Origin of the sequence: Achromobacter sp. UBA2119, from assembly GCF_002331005.1 — a bacterium.
In the GTDB taxonomy this organism is placed as follows: domain Bacteria; phylum Pseudomonadota; class Gammaproteobacteria; order Burkholderiales; family Burkholderiaceae_B; genus Achromobacter; species Achromobacter animicus.
Window position 1 is genome coordinate 20,843 of sequence record NZ_DCYD01000012.1, and the last position, 14,847, is coordinate 35,689.

Genomic DNA, 14,847 nt, shown 5'->3' on the forward strand with positions numbered 1-14,847 from the left:
CGGGGTATCAGTAGGCCTTCCCGGCAATCGAATCCGCATAACCGAGATCCAGCCATTTGCCATCGGCAGGGATGCGGTCCAGATTGCCCAGGTCGATCTGGGTCTGGAGCGCGTCCTTCAAGGCCTGCTCGGGCACCGCCACGGAATCGGCGAAGACGCCATCGTCGATCAGGCGCTGCACCGACGCGCGCACGACGGCGGGGTCCAGGTTGGGAAAGAGCTTCAGGCCGCTGGCCACGGCGGCGGCCGGGTCCTTGCGGATCGTCTTGAGTGCGCGGTCGATGCCGGAGACGAGCTTCTGCGAGACCTGAGGGTCGATGTCCTGGCGCGTGGAAATGGCCGAGAACGTGTACGGACCGATCTCGCGCGAAAACGCGGAAACCACCTTGAAGCCCTGGGCCTGCGCTTGGGATGCGCCCGGCTCGTAGAGCACCGCGCAATCGGCCTGGCCGGAACTGAGCGGGCCGATCTCGTTGCCCAGCGGCACTTCCAGCAGGTTCACGTCGCGCTTGGCGTCCAGGCCGGCGTTCTTGACCAGCTTGATGAACGCGGACGAACTGGTGGTGGGCATGGCGCCGGTGGCGATGGTGGCGCCTTTCAGGCTCTTGAAGCCGTCGAACGCGAAGGCGGGCTTGCAAGTCAGCCACGCGCCCAGGCGGTTCAGCGTGCCGCCCACCACCTTGACGGGCGCGCCGCGGCCGAAGGAGATTGCGGTCCATTCGGGGCCGTGCAGGGAGAAGTCAGCACTCTTGGAGATGACGGCGGCCAGCGCGTTGGTAGACGACGACGCAACGTCGATGCGCACGTCCAGGCCTTCGTCCTTGAAGTAGCCGTGTTCCTCGGCGAAATACACCGGCAGGTAGAACACGGACTTGAACGCGGCCGAGACGACGGCCTTGTCATTGGCCATCGCCGACACGGACAGCAGGGAGGCAGCCGCGGCGGCGGCGATGCGCAGGGTGGTACGGATTTTCATGGGTTTGCAGCGGCGCAATGTGCGCTTCACAGTTTGAATTGAGTGGCGTAGGTCTGGTCTTTCCAGCGCAGCAGGCGCTTTTCGGCGATGTCCACGCCGGCATACAGGACGAAGCCCAGCGCCATCAGCGAGAAGATGCCGACCCAGACCGTGTTCAGGTCATAGAGCGACGAGGCGACGAAGATGATGTGGCCCAGGCCGTACTTGGACGAGATGAATTCGCCCACGACCGTGCCCACCAGCGCGAAGCCGATGTTGATGCGGAACGTGGCGATGATGGCGGGCAGCGCCGACGGCACCACGACCTTGGCGAAGATTTGCCGCTTGGTGGCGCCGAGCGATACGAGCATCTTCTGGATGTCCGGGTCCGCGTCCTTGGCGGCCTGAAAGGTGGCCAGCAGCGCGACGATGGATGTCAGGGAGATCGACAGCGCCACCTTGGAAATCAGGCCCGTGCCGAACCACAGGATGACCAGCGGCGCGAACGCGATCTTGGGGACGCTGTTGATCGCGACCAGAAAGGGTTCGACCACCTTGGCGCCATAGGGCGAATACCACAGCGCCAGGCCCGGAATGGTGCCCACCACGGTGCCGACGACGAATCCGGCCGCCGACGCCCACAGTGTGTAGTTGGCGTGCTCCCAGAGTTCGCCGGACACGATCAGCTTCCAGCCTGCCTGCACCACGCCGGCCGGGGATCCGAACAGAAAGCCCGACACCGCGCCGGTGCGCACGGCGGCTTCCCACGCGCCAAACAGCACGGCAAGAATGAACAGCTGCGTCGCCAGGACAGGAACGCGAAAGGCCGGACGCGGGCGCGCGGGTGCGGGCGAAGCGACGCCCTGGGCAAGAGATGCGGAGGTCTGGGTCATGCGTGGGTGCCGTCCTTGCGGGCGGTCTGTATGTCGAGTTCCTGGCACAGCAGGTCGAAGTAGCCGGGAAAGCGGCTGTCATGGCGCGCATGCAGCGGCGAGCGTGTACCCAGCTCGATCCGGTGCTCGCTTTTCAGGCGGCCGGGGCGGGCGCTCAGGACGAAGATGCGCTCGGACAGCGCGATGGCTTCGTCGATGTCGTGGGTCACCAGCACCACGGTCTTGCCCTGCTTGCTGACGGTGTCGGCCAGCATGGATTCGAGGAACAGGCGGGTCTGGTAATCCAGCGCCGAAAAGGGTTCGTCCAGCAGCAGCACGTCCGGATCGGGCAACAGCGTGCGCGCCAGGGCCACGCGCTGGCGCATGCCGCCGGACAGCGCCTTCGGATAGCTGTCCTGAAAGGGCAGCAGGCCGAAGGTGTCCAGGTACTCGCGGGCGCGTTCCACGGATTCGGCCTTGGGCGCGCCCCGGATTTCCAGGCCGACCAGGACGTTGTCCAGCACGGTGCGCCACGGCATCAGCAGGTCGCGCTGCAGCATGTAGCCGACGCGCCCGCGCAGGTTGGGCAGCGGGCGGCCGTCCAGCGCGATGGTGCCGGCGTCGTGTTCCAGAAGACCGGTCAGGATGTTGAACAGCGTGGACTTGCCGCAGCCGGACGGGCCGATGATGCTGACGAACTCGCCGCTGGCGGCGTTCAGGCTGATGTCGTCCAGGACCTGCACCGGGCCGGTGTCGGTGTGGAAGCGCTTGGAGAGATTGCGGATCTCAAGTTTCAGGGGCAGGGTAGGGCTCATGGCGAAACGACTGCACGCCGCCTCAAGCCGCGCCATGCTCCAGTTCCAGGGCCACCACGTCTTCATGCGGCACTTCCAGCGCCTCGTTGAAGCGCTTGAAGAAGCTGCACAGTGCGATGCGGATGGTCAGCTCGACGATCTGTTCTTCGCTGAAGAACGATTGCAGCTTTGCGTAGAACGCATCGCTGACCTGCGCCGGCGTCAGCGTGACCAGCACCGCGTAGTCGCGCACCACCAGGTCTTTCTCGTCCAGGCCCGGCACCTGCGGGTCCAGCAGGCGGTCGATGGCTTCCTGCGAGATGCCGTGCGCCGCCAGCTTGGGCGTGTGCAGCGTGACGCAGTAATGGCAGGCATGCGCCTTGGACGCGGTCAGCAGCGCGATTTCCAGGTGGCGCGGCGAGATCAGCCCGTCTTCGCGCGACTGCACCAGGTACGAAAAGAAGTGCTTCAAGGCCGGCGGGCGGGGCGCGAACGCGCTCAGCATGTTCGCGTACGGGCCGTAGTCCTGCAGAAGCTGATTGAAGAGTTGGGCGGTCGCGGGATCGAGCTTGGCGGGATCCAAAGGAGTGAGGCGTGACAAGGCAATTCCAGCGTAGGAAAGAAGAACGCTGAAATCCTAAGAGACATGCGGCAGCGTGAAAAATACCGATATCACATATGTATATGGGTATGCCGGCGTGGCGGGCGGCTCCGCTGCCATGCCGCGCCAGCATCGCGCCTGTCACAGCCGCTGTCCTCCCGTCGCGTCGATGCGCTGTCCCGTGACCCAGCGCCCCTCGTTGGAGGCCAGGAATGCCACGATGTCCGCGATGTCTTCGGGCTGGCCCACGCGGCCCAGCGCGATGCTCTGTGCGATGACGCGGCTCAGTTCCGGGTCGCGGGCGCGCTGGTTCAGATCAGTGGCGGTGGCGCCGGGCAAGACCGCATTCACGGTAATGCCGCGCGCGCCCAGTTCGCTGGCCAGCAGCAGCGTCAGCGCTTCCAGGCCCGCCTTGGCTGGCGCGTAGACGCTCATTTCGGGATACGCGGCGCGCGTGCCCATCGACGAAATGTTGATGATGCGGCCGCCATCGCGCAGGAACGGCAGGCAATGCTGGATCAGAAAGAACGGCGTCTTCAGGTTCACCTGCAGCACGCGGTCGAAGTCCGCCGGCGTCACCTCGGGCAGGCGGGCGCGCAGGCCTACGCCCGCGTTGTTGACCAGGATGTCCAGGCCCTCGTCGCCGGTGCGTTCGCGCAAACTGGCGCGTGCTTCCTGCGCCAACCACTCGGCCGCCTCGGGGTCCGCCAGGTCGGCTTGCAACGTCCAGGCCTGGCCGCCGGCCGCCTGGATCTGGCCGGCGACTTCATCGGCGGCGTCGGCCTGCGCGTTGTAGTGCACGGCGACGAGCGCGCCGCGGCGGCCCAGCGCCAGCGCGATCGCGCGGCCAATGCCCCGGCTGGCGCCGGTGACGAGGGCGGTCTTACCCGCCAGGGAATCTGGTGTGGCGCTCATGCGGCCTCCTTTTCGGGTTGTGTCCAGGCTTGCCGGGCTTCCAATGCCCGCGCCTGCAGCAGCAAGGCATTGCGATCGACCTTGTTGGTGCCCGCCCACGGCAGGTCGTCCAGGAAGCGGATGCGGCGCGGGTGCTGATAAGCCGGGCCGTTATCGAGGGCGTGCTGCTTGAGCGTGTCGGCGTCCAGCGTGCTGCCGGCACGCCGTACGACGAACGCGACCGGGATGTGGCCGCGCTCTTCGTCGGCTAGTGGCACCACGCAGCTCTGTCGCACGTCGGGGTGCGATTCCAGCAGCTTCTCGACTTCAACGGGATAGATGTTCTCGCCCGCGCAGACGAACATGTCGTCCGCGCGGCCTACAAAGTAATGGAATCCGTCAGGGTCGCGGCGCATCACGTCGCCGCTGTAGTACCAGCCGTCGTTCAGCACCTGCGCGCTCTTCTCCGGCAGGTTGTGATAGCCGCCCAGCACAGCGGGATTCTTCATTTCCAGCACGCCTTCGTCCGGGGTGGCGCCGCCCGTCAGCCGGACCTGCGCGGCGTCCAGCGGGTAGCCGACCGACAGCGGCGGCGTGGGCAGGCCATCAGGATGCGGTCCGAACACGGCGGGACCGGCCTCGGTCGTGCCATAGCCGTGGGTGATGCGCACGTGCGGCAGCGCGCGCTGGATGCGGTCGAACAGAGCCGTCGTCATCGGCGCAGAGCCCAGCATCACGCGCTCCAGCGCCGACAGGTCGCGGTCCTGCAGCAAGGCGGGATCCTTGACCAGCCGCGCAAACATCGTGGGCACGGCGGTCAGGATGGTGATGCGATAGCGCGCCAGCGCGTCGGCGTAGGCGGCCACGTCGAACCCGGGCTGGATCACCAGCAGGCTGTTGCTGGCAAATGCGCGCTTGGACATGAAGAGACCATTCATGTGAAAGAGCGGCTGCGCCAGCAGGTAGCGCGCTTGCGGCGCGTCCGGATTCGCGGGGCCGGACGTGGCGGTCAGCGCCCAAAGTTGTCCGGCATGGGTCAGCGGCACGCCCTTGGGTTTGCCGGTGGACCCTGACGTGTACAGCATCTGTGCGATGTCTTCAGGCGCGGGCGTGACACTCGTGAACGCGGTGGGGACGATCTGCGCCGCAAATCCCTGCGGGCCCGCGTCGTCGAAATCCAGCACCGGCACGGTAGCCTCGAAGCCGGCGCGGCGGGGGCCATCCACGAACGCGAGCGCAATGTCCGCGTCGCGCAGCACGTAGTCGATATTTTCTTGCGACTGCTTGATGTTGATGGGCACGGCCACGTAACCGGCGCGCATGATGCCGAAGTACGCCAGCAAGTATTCGGCGCGGTTCAGCGCGGCGATGGCGATGCGCGAGCCGGGCGGCAGGCCGCGCTCGGTCAGCCACGCGGCCACGCCGCCGGCCAGGCGGTCGGCCTCGCCATGGGTCAGTTGCCACGGCGCGTCAGGCAGGCGCAGGTCGATGAGCGCGGGCAGCTCGGCCGGCAGGCGCGGATCGGCAAGATCGCCAAGGTTGCGGGGGGAATGCGTCATAAGAAGGAGTTCCAGAAGTTGGCGGCTCAGCGCTTTTGCAGCTTGGGATTGAGCGCGTCGTTCAGGCCGTCGCCGACCAGGTTCAGCGACAGCACGGTAAGCATGATGGCCACGCCGGGCACGGCGCAGATGTACCAGGAGGATCGGATCAGGCTGCGGCCTTCGCCCACCAGCCGGCCCCAGCTTGCGATGTTGGGATCGCCCAGGCCCAGGAAGGACACCACCGATTCGTACAGGATGGCCCCGGCCACCACCAGCGACGACATCACGATGACCGGCGGCAGCGCATTGGGCAGGACTTCGGCGGCGGCGATGCGCCATGGGCTCATGCCGACCGCGCGGCAGGCCTGAACGAACTCGCGCTCCTTGAAGGACAGAAATTCCGCGCGGGTCAGGCGGGCGATTGGCGGCCAGGACACCAGGCCCACCGCCAGCGTGATGTGCTCGATGCGTGGACCGAGCACCGACACGACCGTCAGCACGAAGACCACGTTGGGAATGATCTGGAACAGTTCGGTCAGGCGCATCAACCCTTCATCCACCCAGCCGCCCGCCCAGGCAGCAGCCGCGCCGACGGTGACGCCGATCAGCGTGGCGGTGGCGGCGGCCACCAGGCCGATCAGCAGCGTGGCGCGCGCGCCGTGGGCGATGAGTGCGGCGATGTCGCGGCCCATCGAGTCCGTGCCCAGCGGATAACGCCAGGACTCGAACGGCCAGATCTCGGGCGCGCCCACGATGCGCAGCGGATTGACGGGGTAAAGCCAGTCCGCGCCGGCCGCCACCAGCGCGACCAGCAGCAGGACCAGTGCGCCCGCCACGGCGCCGCGGTTGCGGGCAAAGCGAACGGCGAACGCGTCCGGGCGGCGGGCGGCCGGCGCGCCAGCAGGAACAGTTGCAGCGGAAGGTGCGGACATGTCAGGCGGCCTTGATGCGCGGATCCAGGCGCGTATATGCCAGATCCACGAAGATGTTGGCGATGATGACGACGACCGAACTGAGCACCAGGATGCCCAGCACGACGGGATAGTTGCGGCTCATGACGCTGTCGAACAGCACGGCGCCGATGCCGGGCTAGCTGAACACCGACTCGATCACGATGCTGCCGCCCAACACGGCGCCCAGTTGCAGGCCCAGCAGGGTGACGATGGGAAGGACGGCGTTGCGCAACACGTGGCGCAGCACCACGGCGACGCGCGTCAGACCCTTGGCGTGGGCGGTGCGCACGTAATCCATGCGGCTGACTTCCAGCATCGAGGCGCGCATCACACGCGCATAGGCTGCCGAATAGAACAAGCCCAGTGCCACCGCCGGCAACGCCAGATGATGCAGGATGTCCAGCGCCTGCCGCCACAGCCCGCCGTCCAGCCCGATGGTGACCATGCCGCCCACCGGAAACCAGCCCAGCTTCACCGAGAACATGATGATGAGCATGATGCCCAGCCAGAAGCTCGGCGCGGCAAAGCACAGCACGGCGAAGGCGGACACGGCGCTGTCCCACCATGTGTTGACCTTGACGGCCGACACGATGCCGGCCGCCACGCCCACCAGCACGGCGATGGCAATGCTGGCCAGCATCAGCACCAGCGTGGCGGGCAAGTGCGCCAGGATGACGTCCAGCACCGGCAGGTTATGCCGGTAGGAATAGCCCAGGTCCAGCTGCGCGACCGACCCGATGTACTTGAGCAACTGCACTGCCGGTGGCTGGTCCAGCCCGTAGGTCACGCGCAGGCGCTCGATCAGCGCCGGGTCGGTGACCTGCTGCTCGGCTGTCATGACATCCAGGAAGGTCCCCGGCACGGACTGAATCAGGGCAAAGTTCAGGACCATCACGCCCAGCAGCAGCGGGATGGCCTGAAGCAGCCGGCGCGAGATCAGGCGCAGAGCCATGTCGTCCTCAGGCCTGCAGCCAGACGTCGGCCAGCGTCTCGCCCTGGACGTTGGCGCCGGTCGTGAAGTTGCGCACGTTCTTGCCGGCCAGGGTGAAGGACTGGATTTCCACCAGCGGCACGATCGGCACGTCGGTGGACGCCAGGCGGGCGAACTGCGCGGCCAGCTTGCGGCGGGCCTCCGGATCGGTTTCGACGGCCAGCTTGCCGACGATGCCATCCATCTCTGAACTGGAATAGCCCGTGGCGTTGCGGAACGCGGCGCCTTTGACGATGCCGTCGGTCGTGAAGAACTGCGTCACGGTGGGCACCAGCTCCAGCGGCGACGTGAAGTTGGACACCGCGATGTCGTAGTCGTATTCGCCATAGATGCGCTTGAGCGCGGTAGCGCGGTCCACGGAATCGAGCTTCACGGCGATGCCCACGTCTTCCAGCGCCTGCTTCAGGTACTGGCCGAGCTTGGCGTTTTCCTCGAACCAGGCCGCGGCCAGCAGGTTGACGGTGAAGCGCTTGCCGTCCTTGGCCGGCAAGCCTGCCGCGTCCAGCAGGGCGGCCGCCTTCTTCGGATCGAAGGCATAGCGGGGCACGTCCTCGGTGAAGAACAGCGGATTGCTGCTGAAGATGGGCGCAATCGCCGGCTTGCCGCGGCCGTAGTAGATGGTGTCGACGATGAACTGGCGGTCGATGGCGTGCAGGATGGCCTGGCGGACCTCGCGGCGGTTGACGATGTCGCGCCGCTGGTTGAACTCGACGGTGACCGTCCACGCGGTGTTCTGGTAGCCGCGCGTGTCCACGACGACCTTGCCGGTTTTGACCAGCCGGTCGATGTCGCGCGCGGGCACGGGGTTGGAATAGGCCAGGCCCAGCTCGCCGGTTTCCAGCGCAGCGCCGCGCGAGGCGGGGTCCGCCCACCAGCGGATCACCAGCTTGTCCAGGTTCGGCTGCGTGGCGTTCCAGTACTTGTCGTTGCGCAGGTACTCGACATGGCTGCCGCGCACCCACTTGCCGTACTTCCACGGCCCGGTGCCCACCGGCGTATTGTTCAGCGGGTTGGTGATGAGGTCCTTGCCGTCGTACAGGTGCTTGGGCACCAGCAGCTGATACTGGCCCGACAGGGTGGACTTCAGGAAGAACTCGGGCACCGGGGCGTTGAAGGTCAGCACGACCGTGTGCGGATCCGGCGCCGAGGCTTCTGTCAGCGACTTGAGCGCGATGCCGGCGGAAATGGGCTTCCAGTGCTGCAGCACGTTGTAGACGACGTCGGCCGACGTGAACGGCGTGCCGTCGTGCCAGGTGACGTTCTCGCGCAGCTTGATCGTGTAGCTGCGAAAGTCCGCGGCCGGCGTGACAGACAAAGCCAGCGCGGGCTGGAACTTCAGGTCGGCGTCCAGCTTGAGCAGGCGTTCCAGGATCTTGGTGGATGTCTGGAACGGGCTGGAACCGCCGCCGCCCGGTACGAACAGGGCTTGTGGCTCCAGGCCGCCCCACGTGGCGACGAGCGTGCCCCCGCGGCGGGCGGGGCCGGCGTCGGACCCGGGGCGGTCCGTGGCAGCGAGCAGCGTGCGCGGCGTGACGCCCAGGCCGGCCGCAGCCAGACCGCCGGCGGCGGAGCGGGTCAGAAAGGCGCGCCGTCCGGCGCGGGTTGCTTGTGTCATGACGGTATTCCTTGTCTTGAATGCGCGGCTCAGCCCTGGCTGAGCGTGGCGTAGGTGGCGCGGCCGATGGCCACCAGCGCGCCCTGGTCGTTGTAGAGGTCGACGTCGGCCACACCCACGCTGCGGCCGTTGCGGCGCACGCGTGCCACCGCGGTCAGCGACGTATTGATGGCAGGGCGCAGATAGTCGACGCGGAAGTTGATGGTGGGCAGGCCGCGTCCCAGCAGCATGCCGACGGCAAAGTCGCCGACCGTGTCGATCACGGCGGCCAGCGGACCGCCATGCCATTGGCCGCTCTGCGCGCCGCGTTCGAACTCCGGACGGAAGGGGGCAACCACGGTCAGTTCACCCTGTTCGTGGTCGACGTTGCGTACCGACAGGTCCAGCCACGCAATGAAGGGCGATCCGTCGAACTTGGCCTGGATATCCACGGCGTTCAGCTGCGCGCTCATGACGCCACCAGCACTTTGCCGACGATCTTGCGATCTTCCAGCGAGGCCAGCGCCTCGGCGCCTTGTTCCAGCGGCCACACGCGGTCCACTTCGACGCGCAGGCGGCCATCGCGCACCAGCGCCAGCAGCTCGTGCAGGTCCTCGCGGTCCCAGCCGTTGGAGCCGCGGATCTGCAGCTCGAACGTCCAGATGTAGCGCAGGTCTTCCTTGGGATCGAAGCCCGCCGTCGCGCCGCAGGTCAGGAGGCGTCCGCCCAGGCGCAGGCAGCGCAGGGACTTCACCCACGTGTCGCCGCCCGTGAAGTTCACCACCACGTCCACGCCGCCCGGCTTGCCGCCGCGCCGGCGCGAGGGCTTGCCGAAGCGTTCCTGCACGGCCTTCAGGAAGTCTTCCTCGGTGTACAGGATGATGTGGTCGGCGCCTAGCGCGCGCAGCGCTTCGCCTTTCTCCGGCGTGCCGGCGCAGGCGATGACTTCGGCGCCCGCCAGTTTGGCGAGCTGCACCGCGCACACGCCCACGCCGCCGCTGGCGCCCAGGATCAGCACCTTTTCGCCGGCCTGCACCTGCCCGATGCGGTTCATCATGCGCAGCGCGGTGCCATAGGCCACCGGCAGTGCCGCGGCCTGCTCGAAGCTGACTTCATCGGGCAGGCGCAGGAGCTGATGCGCGGGCACGCGGCACAGCTCGGCCAGTCCGCCGTGGATGGTCTCGCCGACCAGCCCGCCATCCACACGGTCGATCGGGTCGACCAGCACGCGGTCGCCGGCCTTCCAGTCGCGCACGTTCTCGCCGGTCTTGACGATCTCGCCGGCCACGTCCAGGCCGATGATGACGGGGAAGGGCAGCTTGATGCCGGGCATGCCGCGGCGGGTGAAGACGTCGTGGTAGTTCAGGGACGAGGCCTTGACGCGGATCACCACGTCATCGGGGCCGGCCACGGGATCGGGGAAGTTGGTTTCCAGGCGCAGCTTTTCGTTGCCGCCGTGCTCACGCAAAACAATCGCTTTCATGAATGCCAGTTAGAAGGGGAATTAGAGAAAAGAAGTCACCAGCCCGCGACGCCGTCGATGGCCTGGCGGGTGATGTGCAGGCCATGCGCGACGACGCTGCGCCGCCACACGCTGGATATCGGTACAAACGCGTCCACCAGGTCCGCGCGCAGTTGCGCATCGCGGGCGGCATCGAGCGTCTGCGGCGCCTTGAAGCGCAGCCATTGGTCCAGCCGCAGCGCGGGCCGCATCTGGAGACCGCGCGTGCCGAATTCGACGACCGCGCCGGCCAACGGACGATCGCCCAGGGCCTGCTGCACGCCGCGGAACACCAGGCCCTGATAGTCGGGGCGTGCCAGGCCGTGCGGGCGCTGGTCGCGCACGCGTTCAGCACCCCACCAGCGTGCGGCCTGCGTTTGCTCGGCGCTGTCTTCGTCGTTGAAGCACAGGAAGAAGGGCTCGCCGTATTCGCCGATGCCGGTGTGCCAGTCGATGAACGCGACACGCTCGCTGGCCGCCAGGTGCTCGTCCACAATGCGCCGCAGCGTGCGGTTGGACCATTCCGGCCCCTGGCCGCCGTAGACGAGGCCGTCCGGATGCGTGTACTGGCCGCTGGCTGTCACGTTGAACGGGGTATCCGCGCCATGTGTGGCCTTGAACGTGTCCAGCGCCTGCGCGGCGGCCTCGTGCGTGGCCTCGGTCCATTGCGCCGGGATCAGGTGCGGATGCAGCGTCGCGTAATGCGGATTGGCGGGATAGGGCCGCGTGTGGTCGACGAAGTTGCGATTCAGGTCGACGTTGTTTTCAGTGGTGCGGGTGTCGTGGGCGTAGCCGTACGGGTTCAGCGCGTGCACCAGGACGACGTTCACGTCGTCGGGCAGGAGATTCGCGCCGTCGGCGGCCAGCCATGCGCGCTGCACCGCGGACCCTGCCGCGCCTTCCAGCCCATGGGTGCCGCTGATCGCGAGGTGTGTGCGCGGCGCATCGCGGCGGCCCAGGACCGCGACGTCCACGCTCAACGCGTTGCCCTGCGGGTCCTTGAGCGTGGGGTGTTCATAGCGGAACAGCGCGGCCCCGCGCGCGGCCGCGTCGTCGACGAAAGCCTGCCGCGCGGAGGAATAGTCGTTGGCAAAGCAGTCCCAGTAATCGGGCAGGGGCTGGCTCATGTCACGTCTCCTGCACGAAGACCTGCAACGCGCCGCCGGCGTCGTCCGGCGCCACGACCAGTTCGCCGCGTGCGTTGGCGCGGTACTTCACCTGGTTGGCGTCGAACAGCGCGCGTGTCTTGTCCAGATCCCGGACGCCGATCACGGAACCCGCGAACCATCCGCCTTGCGACGCGGCGGGCAGGCCAATCGGCACGCGAACCTGCGGATAGCGCTGCTCGAACGCGGCCGGTGCAAGAAAGTCGATGCGCAGGCTTCCGCGCCGCACCTGCAGGCCGCCGTCGGGCAGGTCACTGGTCGCGATGGCGCCGAAGACGCGCTCGTAGCCTGCGCGCAGCGAACGGGGCTCGGGATGCACGACGATCAAGGACTCGATGCGGCGCGCGCCGTTGGCGTGGTCCTGCCATTCGGGGCGGTAAACCAGATGGCGCGTCAGATGGCCGCAGGTGAAGAAGTCGGGCACGCCAAGCAGGCCAGCCGGAAACTGGGTGTTGTTCCAGGCCGCGTCTTCACTGCCCTCAGGCAGATGTACCGGGCGGCCGCCGCTGATGGGCGGTTCGGCATCGATGCCCAACTTCGCCAGTTCCGTGTGCACGGCCGTGCTGTCTGTGGTCTGCAAGGCAGTGGCCACCGGGCCTTCGTACGCATCATCAAACCCGCCGAAGCGCGACTGCGCCTTGAGTTCTTCGGGGAACGTCAGCAGTTCAAGATAGTTGGCATCCAGAATGATTGTCTGGTTGCGCGTGCCGCGATGGTGCCGGCCCTGCGGGGCCAGGCTGAAACCCAGCTTGACGTAGCGGTCGGTCGCCGCCTGCAGGCCGTTGACCCGGATGATGTAGTGGTCCAGGCCCGTGACTGAAGGAAGGGACATCGGTATTCCTGTATGCGCTAAAAGAAAGACGCAGTCTGGCCGATGCGCCGTCGCGCTAGAACGATTGAATTCTCATGTCGATATCTGATTTCTGATTTGGCGCGCCTGGGCCGCAGCGGGGCTGCAGCGGCATATTCAAATCACTAATACGCATTCCGGGGGGATGCGGGGCGGCAGCGCCGCGTTCTGGTTCTTTCGGCCGCTTGCTACAGACACGCCAGGCAATCCCCAAAAGAAAAAGCCGCCTTGCAGGAAGGCGGCTTGAAGCACTGCTTGGCGGTTTTTCAGCGCGTCAATGCAGGATCTGGCTCAGGAACAGCTTCGTCCGTTCGCTCTGCGGATGATCAAAGAAATCGTCCGGATTGTTTTCCTCGATGATCTCGCCGCGGTCCATGAAGATCACGCGATTCGCCACCTTGCGCGCAAAACCCATTTCATGGGTCACGCAGATCATCGTCATGCCGCTTTCCTGCGCCAGCGTCACCATCACGTCCAGCACTTCCTTGACCATTTCCGGATCCAGCGCCGACGTGGGCTCGTCGAACAGCATGACCTTCGGGTTCATGCACAGCGACCGTGCGATCGCTACGCGCTGCTGCTGCCCGCCGGACAGCTGGCCGGGGAACTTGGCGGCCTGATCGGGAATGCGGACGCGCTCCAGGTACTTCATGGCCGTGGCCTCAGCCTGGGCGCGCGACTGCTTCAGCACCCACATCGGGCCCAGCGTCAGGTTTTCCAGCACCGTCAGGTGCGGGAACAGATTGAAGTGCTGGAACACCATGCCGACTTCGCGGCGGATGGTCTCGATGTGCTTCAGGTCGCTGGTCAGCTCGGTGCCGTCGACGATGATCTGGCCCTTCTGGTGTTCCTCCAGCCGGTTGATGCAGCGGATCATCGTGGACTTGCCCGAGCCCGACGGGCCGCACACCACAATGCGCTCGCCCTGAGCGACGTTCAGATTGATGTTGCGCAGCACGTGGAACTGGCCGTACCACTTGTTCACGTCCTGCAGACGAATGATGGCATCGGACATGCCTGTTCTCCTTCGGGTTTACCGGGCGTGCCCGGTGGCCAGGCGCTGCTCGAGCGCGCGGCTGTATTTGGACATGGAATAGCAGAAGACGAAGTAGATCAGCGAGATGAAGAGATAGGCCTCCACCCCGAAACCTCGCCATGCTGCGTCGGACAGAGCCGCCTTGGCCGCCAGCGTCAGATCGAAAATGCCGATGATCACGACCAGCGACGTGTCCTTGAACAGGCTGATGAAGATGCCCACCAGCGGCGGAATCACGATCTTGAGCGCCTGCGGCAGGATGATCTTGCGCATCTGCTGCCAGTAGTTCAGGCCCAGCGAATCCGCGCCTTCATACTGACCCTTCGGAATCGCCTGCAGGCCGCCGCGCACCGTTTCCGCGATATACGCCGCGGCAAACATGATGATCGCGATCTGCGCGCGCAGCAGCTTGTCGATGGTGAAGCCTTCCGGCAGGAAAAGCGGCAGCATGACCGACGACATGAACAGCAGGCTGATGAGCGGCACGCCTCGGATCAGCTCGATGTACACGACGCACAGCGCCTTGATGGCCGGCATTTTCGATCGGCGTCCCAGCGCCAGCAGCACGCCGATCGGAAACGCGAAGGCAATGCCGAAGGTCGCCAGGATCAGGGTGAGCGGCAGGCCGCCCCAACGGGCGTTCTCGACGTAGGTCAGGCCAAACACGCCGCCCCACATCAGCACGGACACGGCCGCCAGTCCCAGCGTCCAGATGAGCGCCAGCTTGCCGTTCCAGAAACGGCGCATGCCGCTGGCCACGATCACCGCGATCAGGATGCCGGTGGCGATCAGCGGACGCCATTGCTCGTCGAACGGATAGGTGCCGAACAGGATGAGCCGGTGCTTTTCAACGATGAACGCCCAGCAGGCGCCGCCCGCGGCGCGGCATTCCTGCGCGTTGGTGGCGTCAAAGCTGGCCTTGATGAAGGCCCATTCCACCAGCGCCGGCACGGCCATCAAGAGGCACCACGCCAGCAGCACGGTGATGAGGATGTTGAGCGGCGACGAGAACAGCCGCGACCGCATCCAGGCCCAGGCGCCGGTTTGCGCGCCGGGCGGCGCGACGTTTGCGCTCAGGGTTTGCGTAGTGCTGCTCATC

At 66.4% G+C, this 14,847-nt stretch carries 14 protein-coding genes and 1 pseudogene; all 15 read right to left on the reverse strand.

The genetic code is table 11. The features are described 5' to 3' along the window. Positions 1 to 7 precede the first annotated feature (7 nt). Entirely contained in the window at positions 8 to 976 is a 969-nt protein-coding gene (locus tag B3098_RS11280) for an ABC transporter substrate-binding protein (protein ID WP_286896121.1), read from the reverse strand. 26 nt (positions 977 to 1,002) lie between these two features. Continuing rightward, complete coding sequence (locus tag B3098_RS11285; protein ID WP_286896124.1) at positions 1,003 to 1,848, reverse strand: ABC transporter permease; 846 nt, start codon at positions 1,846 to 1,848, stop codon at positions 1,003 to 1,005. Continuing rightward, a complete protein-coding gene (locus B3098_RS11290) occupies positions 1,845 to 2,642 on the reverse strand; it encodes an ABC transporter ATP-binding protein (RefSeq protein ID WP_286896126.1) in 798 nt (265 codons plus the stop codon). Before B3098_RS11290 ends, B3098_RS11285 begins: the two co-directional genes overlap by 4 nt. Before the next feature lie 22 nt (positions 2,643 to 2,664). Beyond that, complete coding sequence (locus B3098_RS11295; RefSeq protein ID WP_286896128.1) at positions 2,665 to 3,222, reverse strand: carboxymuconolactone decarboxylase family protein; 558 nt, start codon at positions 3,220 to 3,222, stop codon at positions 2,665 to 2,667. Between the two features lie 141 nt (positions 3,223 to 3,363). Then, complete coding sequence (locus tag B3098_RS11300; protein WP_286896130.1) at positions 3,364 to 4,137, reverse strand: SDR family oxidoreductase; 774 nt, start codon at positions 4,135 to 4,137, stop codon at positions 3,364 to 3,366. Beyond that, complete coding sequence (locus B3098_RS11305) at positions 4,134 to 5,675, reverse strand: class I adenylate-forming enzyme family protein (protein ID WP_286896133.1); 1,542 nt, start codon at positions 5,673 to 5,675, stop codon at positions 4,134 to 4,136. Before B3098_RS11305 ends, B3098_RS11300 begins: the two co-directional genes overlap by 4 nt. Positions 5,676 to 5,701: 26 nt before the next feature. Next, positions 5,702 to 6,589 carry an ABC transporter permease gene (locus tag B3098_RS11310; RefSeq protein WP_286896135.1) on the reverse strand — a complete coding sequence of 296 codons (888 nt, stop codon included), beginning with the start codon at positions 6,587 to 6,589 and terminating at the stop codon, positions 5,702 to 5,704. A 1-nt stretch (position 6,590) separates the two neighbouring features. Further along, a pseudogene (locus B3098_RS11315) lies at positions 6,591 to 7,562 on the reverse strand (ABC transporter permease). A 7-nt stretch (positions 7,563 to 7,569) separates the two neighbouring features. Then, on the reverse strand, positions 7,570 to 9,216 hold the full coding sequence (locus tag B3098_RS11320) for an ABC transporter substrate-binding protein (protein WP_286896138.1): 1,647 nt from the start codon (positions 9,214 to 9,216) through the stop codon (positions 7,570 to 7,572). A 29-nt stretch (positions 9,217 to 9,245) separates the two neighbouring features. Further along, positions 9,246 to 9,668, reverse strand: coding sequence for a PaaI family thioesterase (locus tag B3098_RS11325; RefSeq protein ID WP_175121451.1), 423 nt, complete (start codon positions 9,666 to 9,668; stop codon positions 9,246 to 9,248). Then, on the reverse strand, positions 9,665 to 10,678 hold the full coding sequence (locus B3098_RS11330) for a quinone oxidoreductase family protein (protein ID WP_175136450.1): 1,014 nt from the start codon (positions 10,676 to 10,678) through the stop codon (positions 9,665 to 9,667). The genes B3098_RS11325 and B3098_RS11330 overlap by 4 nt, the downstream gene beginning before the upstream one ends. A gap of 35 nt (positions 10,679 to 10,713) precedes the next feature. Then, positions 10,714 to 11,823 carry a M14 family metallopeptidase gene (locus tag B3098_RS11335; protein WP_286896145.1) on the reverse strand — a complete coding sequence of 370 codons (1,110 nt, stop codon included), beginning with the start codon at positions 11,821 to 11,823 and terminating at the stop codon, positions 10,714 to 10,716. Position 11,824: 1 nt separating this feature from the next. Then, positions 11,825 to 12,694 carry a VOC family protein gene (locus B3098_RS11340; RefSeq protein WP_286896148.1) on the reverse strand — a complete coding sequence of 290 codons (870 nt, stop codon included), beginning with the start codon at positions 12,692 to 12,694 and terminating at the stop codon, positions 11,825 to 11,827. Positions 12,695 to 12,986: 292 nt separating this feature from the next. Beyond that, positions 12,987 to 13,727: an amino acid ABC transporter ATP-binding protein gene (locus B3098_RS11345; RefSeq protein WP_056318048.1), complete on the reverse strand. Its 741-nt coding sequence runs from the start codon at positions 13,725 to 13,727 to the stop codon at positions 12,987 to 12,989. A gap of 18 nt (positions 13,728 to 13,745) precedes the next feature. After that, on the reverse strand, positions 13,746 to 14,846 hold the full coding sequence (locus B3098_RS11350) for an amino acid ABC transporter permease (RefSeq protein WP_239213708.1): 1,101 nt from the start codon (positions 14,844 to 14,846) through the stop codon (positions 13,746 to 13,748). Position 14,847 lies beyond the last annotated feature (1 nt).

Excerpts from the sequence above, each read along its gene's own strand:
- B3098_RS11285 (WP_286896124.1), bottom strand. The coding sequence starts at position 1,848 with ATGACCCAGACCTCCGCATCTCTTGCCCAGGGCGTCGCTTCGCCCGCA.
- B3098_RS11330 (WP_175136450.1), bottom strand. The coding sequence starts at position 10,678 with ATGAAAGCGATTGTTTTGCGTGAGCACGGCGGCAACGAAAAGCTGCGC.
- B3098_RS11345 (WP_056318048.1), bottom strand. The coding sequence starts at position 13,727 with ATGTCCGATGCCATCATTCGTCTGCAGGACGTGAACAAGTGGTACGGC.
- B3098_RS11340 (WP_286896148.1), bottom strand. The coding sequence starts at position 12,694 with ATGTCCCTTCCTTCAGTCACGGGCCTGGACCACTACATCATCCGGGTC.
- B3098_RS11310 (WP_286896135.1), bottom strand. The coding sequence starts at position 6,589 with ATGTCCGCACCTTCCGCTGCAACTGTTCCTGCTGGCGCGCCGGCCGCC.
- B3098_RS11320 (WP_286896138.1), bottom strand. The coding sequence starts at position 9,216 with ATGACACAAGCAACCCGCGCCGGACGGCGCGCCTTTCTGACCCGCTCC.
- B3098_RS11305 (WP_286896133.1), bottom strand. The coding sequence starts at position 5,675 with ATGACGCATTCCCCCCGCAACCTTGGCGATCTTGCCGATCCGCGCCTG.
- B3098_RS11280 (WP_286896121.1), bottom strand. The coding sequence starts at position 976 with ATGAAAATCCGTACCACCCTGCGCATCGCCGCCGCCGCGGCTGCCTCC.
- B3098_RS11335 (WP_286896145.1), bottom strand. The coding sequence starts at position 11,823 with ATGAGCCAGCCCCTGCCCGATTACTGGGACTGCTTTGCCAACGACTAT.
- B3098_RS11350 (WP_239213708.1), bottom strand. The coding sequence starts at position 14,846 with ATGAGCAGCACTACGCAAACCCTGAGCGCAAACGTCGCGCCGCCCGGC.
- B3098_RS11300 (WP_286896130.1), bottom strand. The coding sequence starts at position 4,137 with ATGAGCGCCACACCAGATTCCCTGGCGGGTAAGACCGCCCTCGTCACC.
- B3098_RS11290 (WP_286896126.1), bottom strand. The coding sequence starts at position 2,642 with ATGAGCCCTACCCTGCCCCTGAAACTTGAGATCCGCAATCTCTCCAAG.
- B3098_RS11325 (WP_175121451.1), bottom strand. The coding sequence starts at position 9,668 with ATGAGCGCGCAGCTGAACGCCGTGGATATCCAGGCCAAGTTCGACGGA.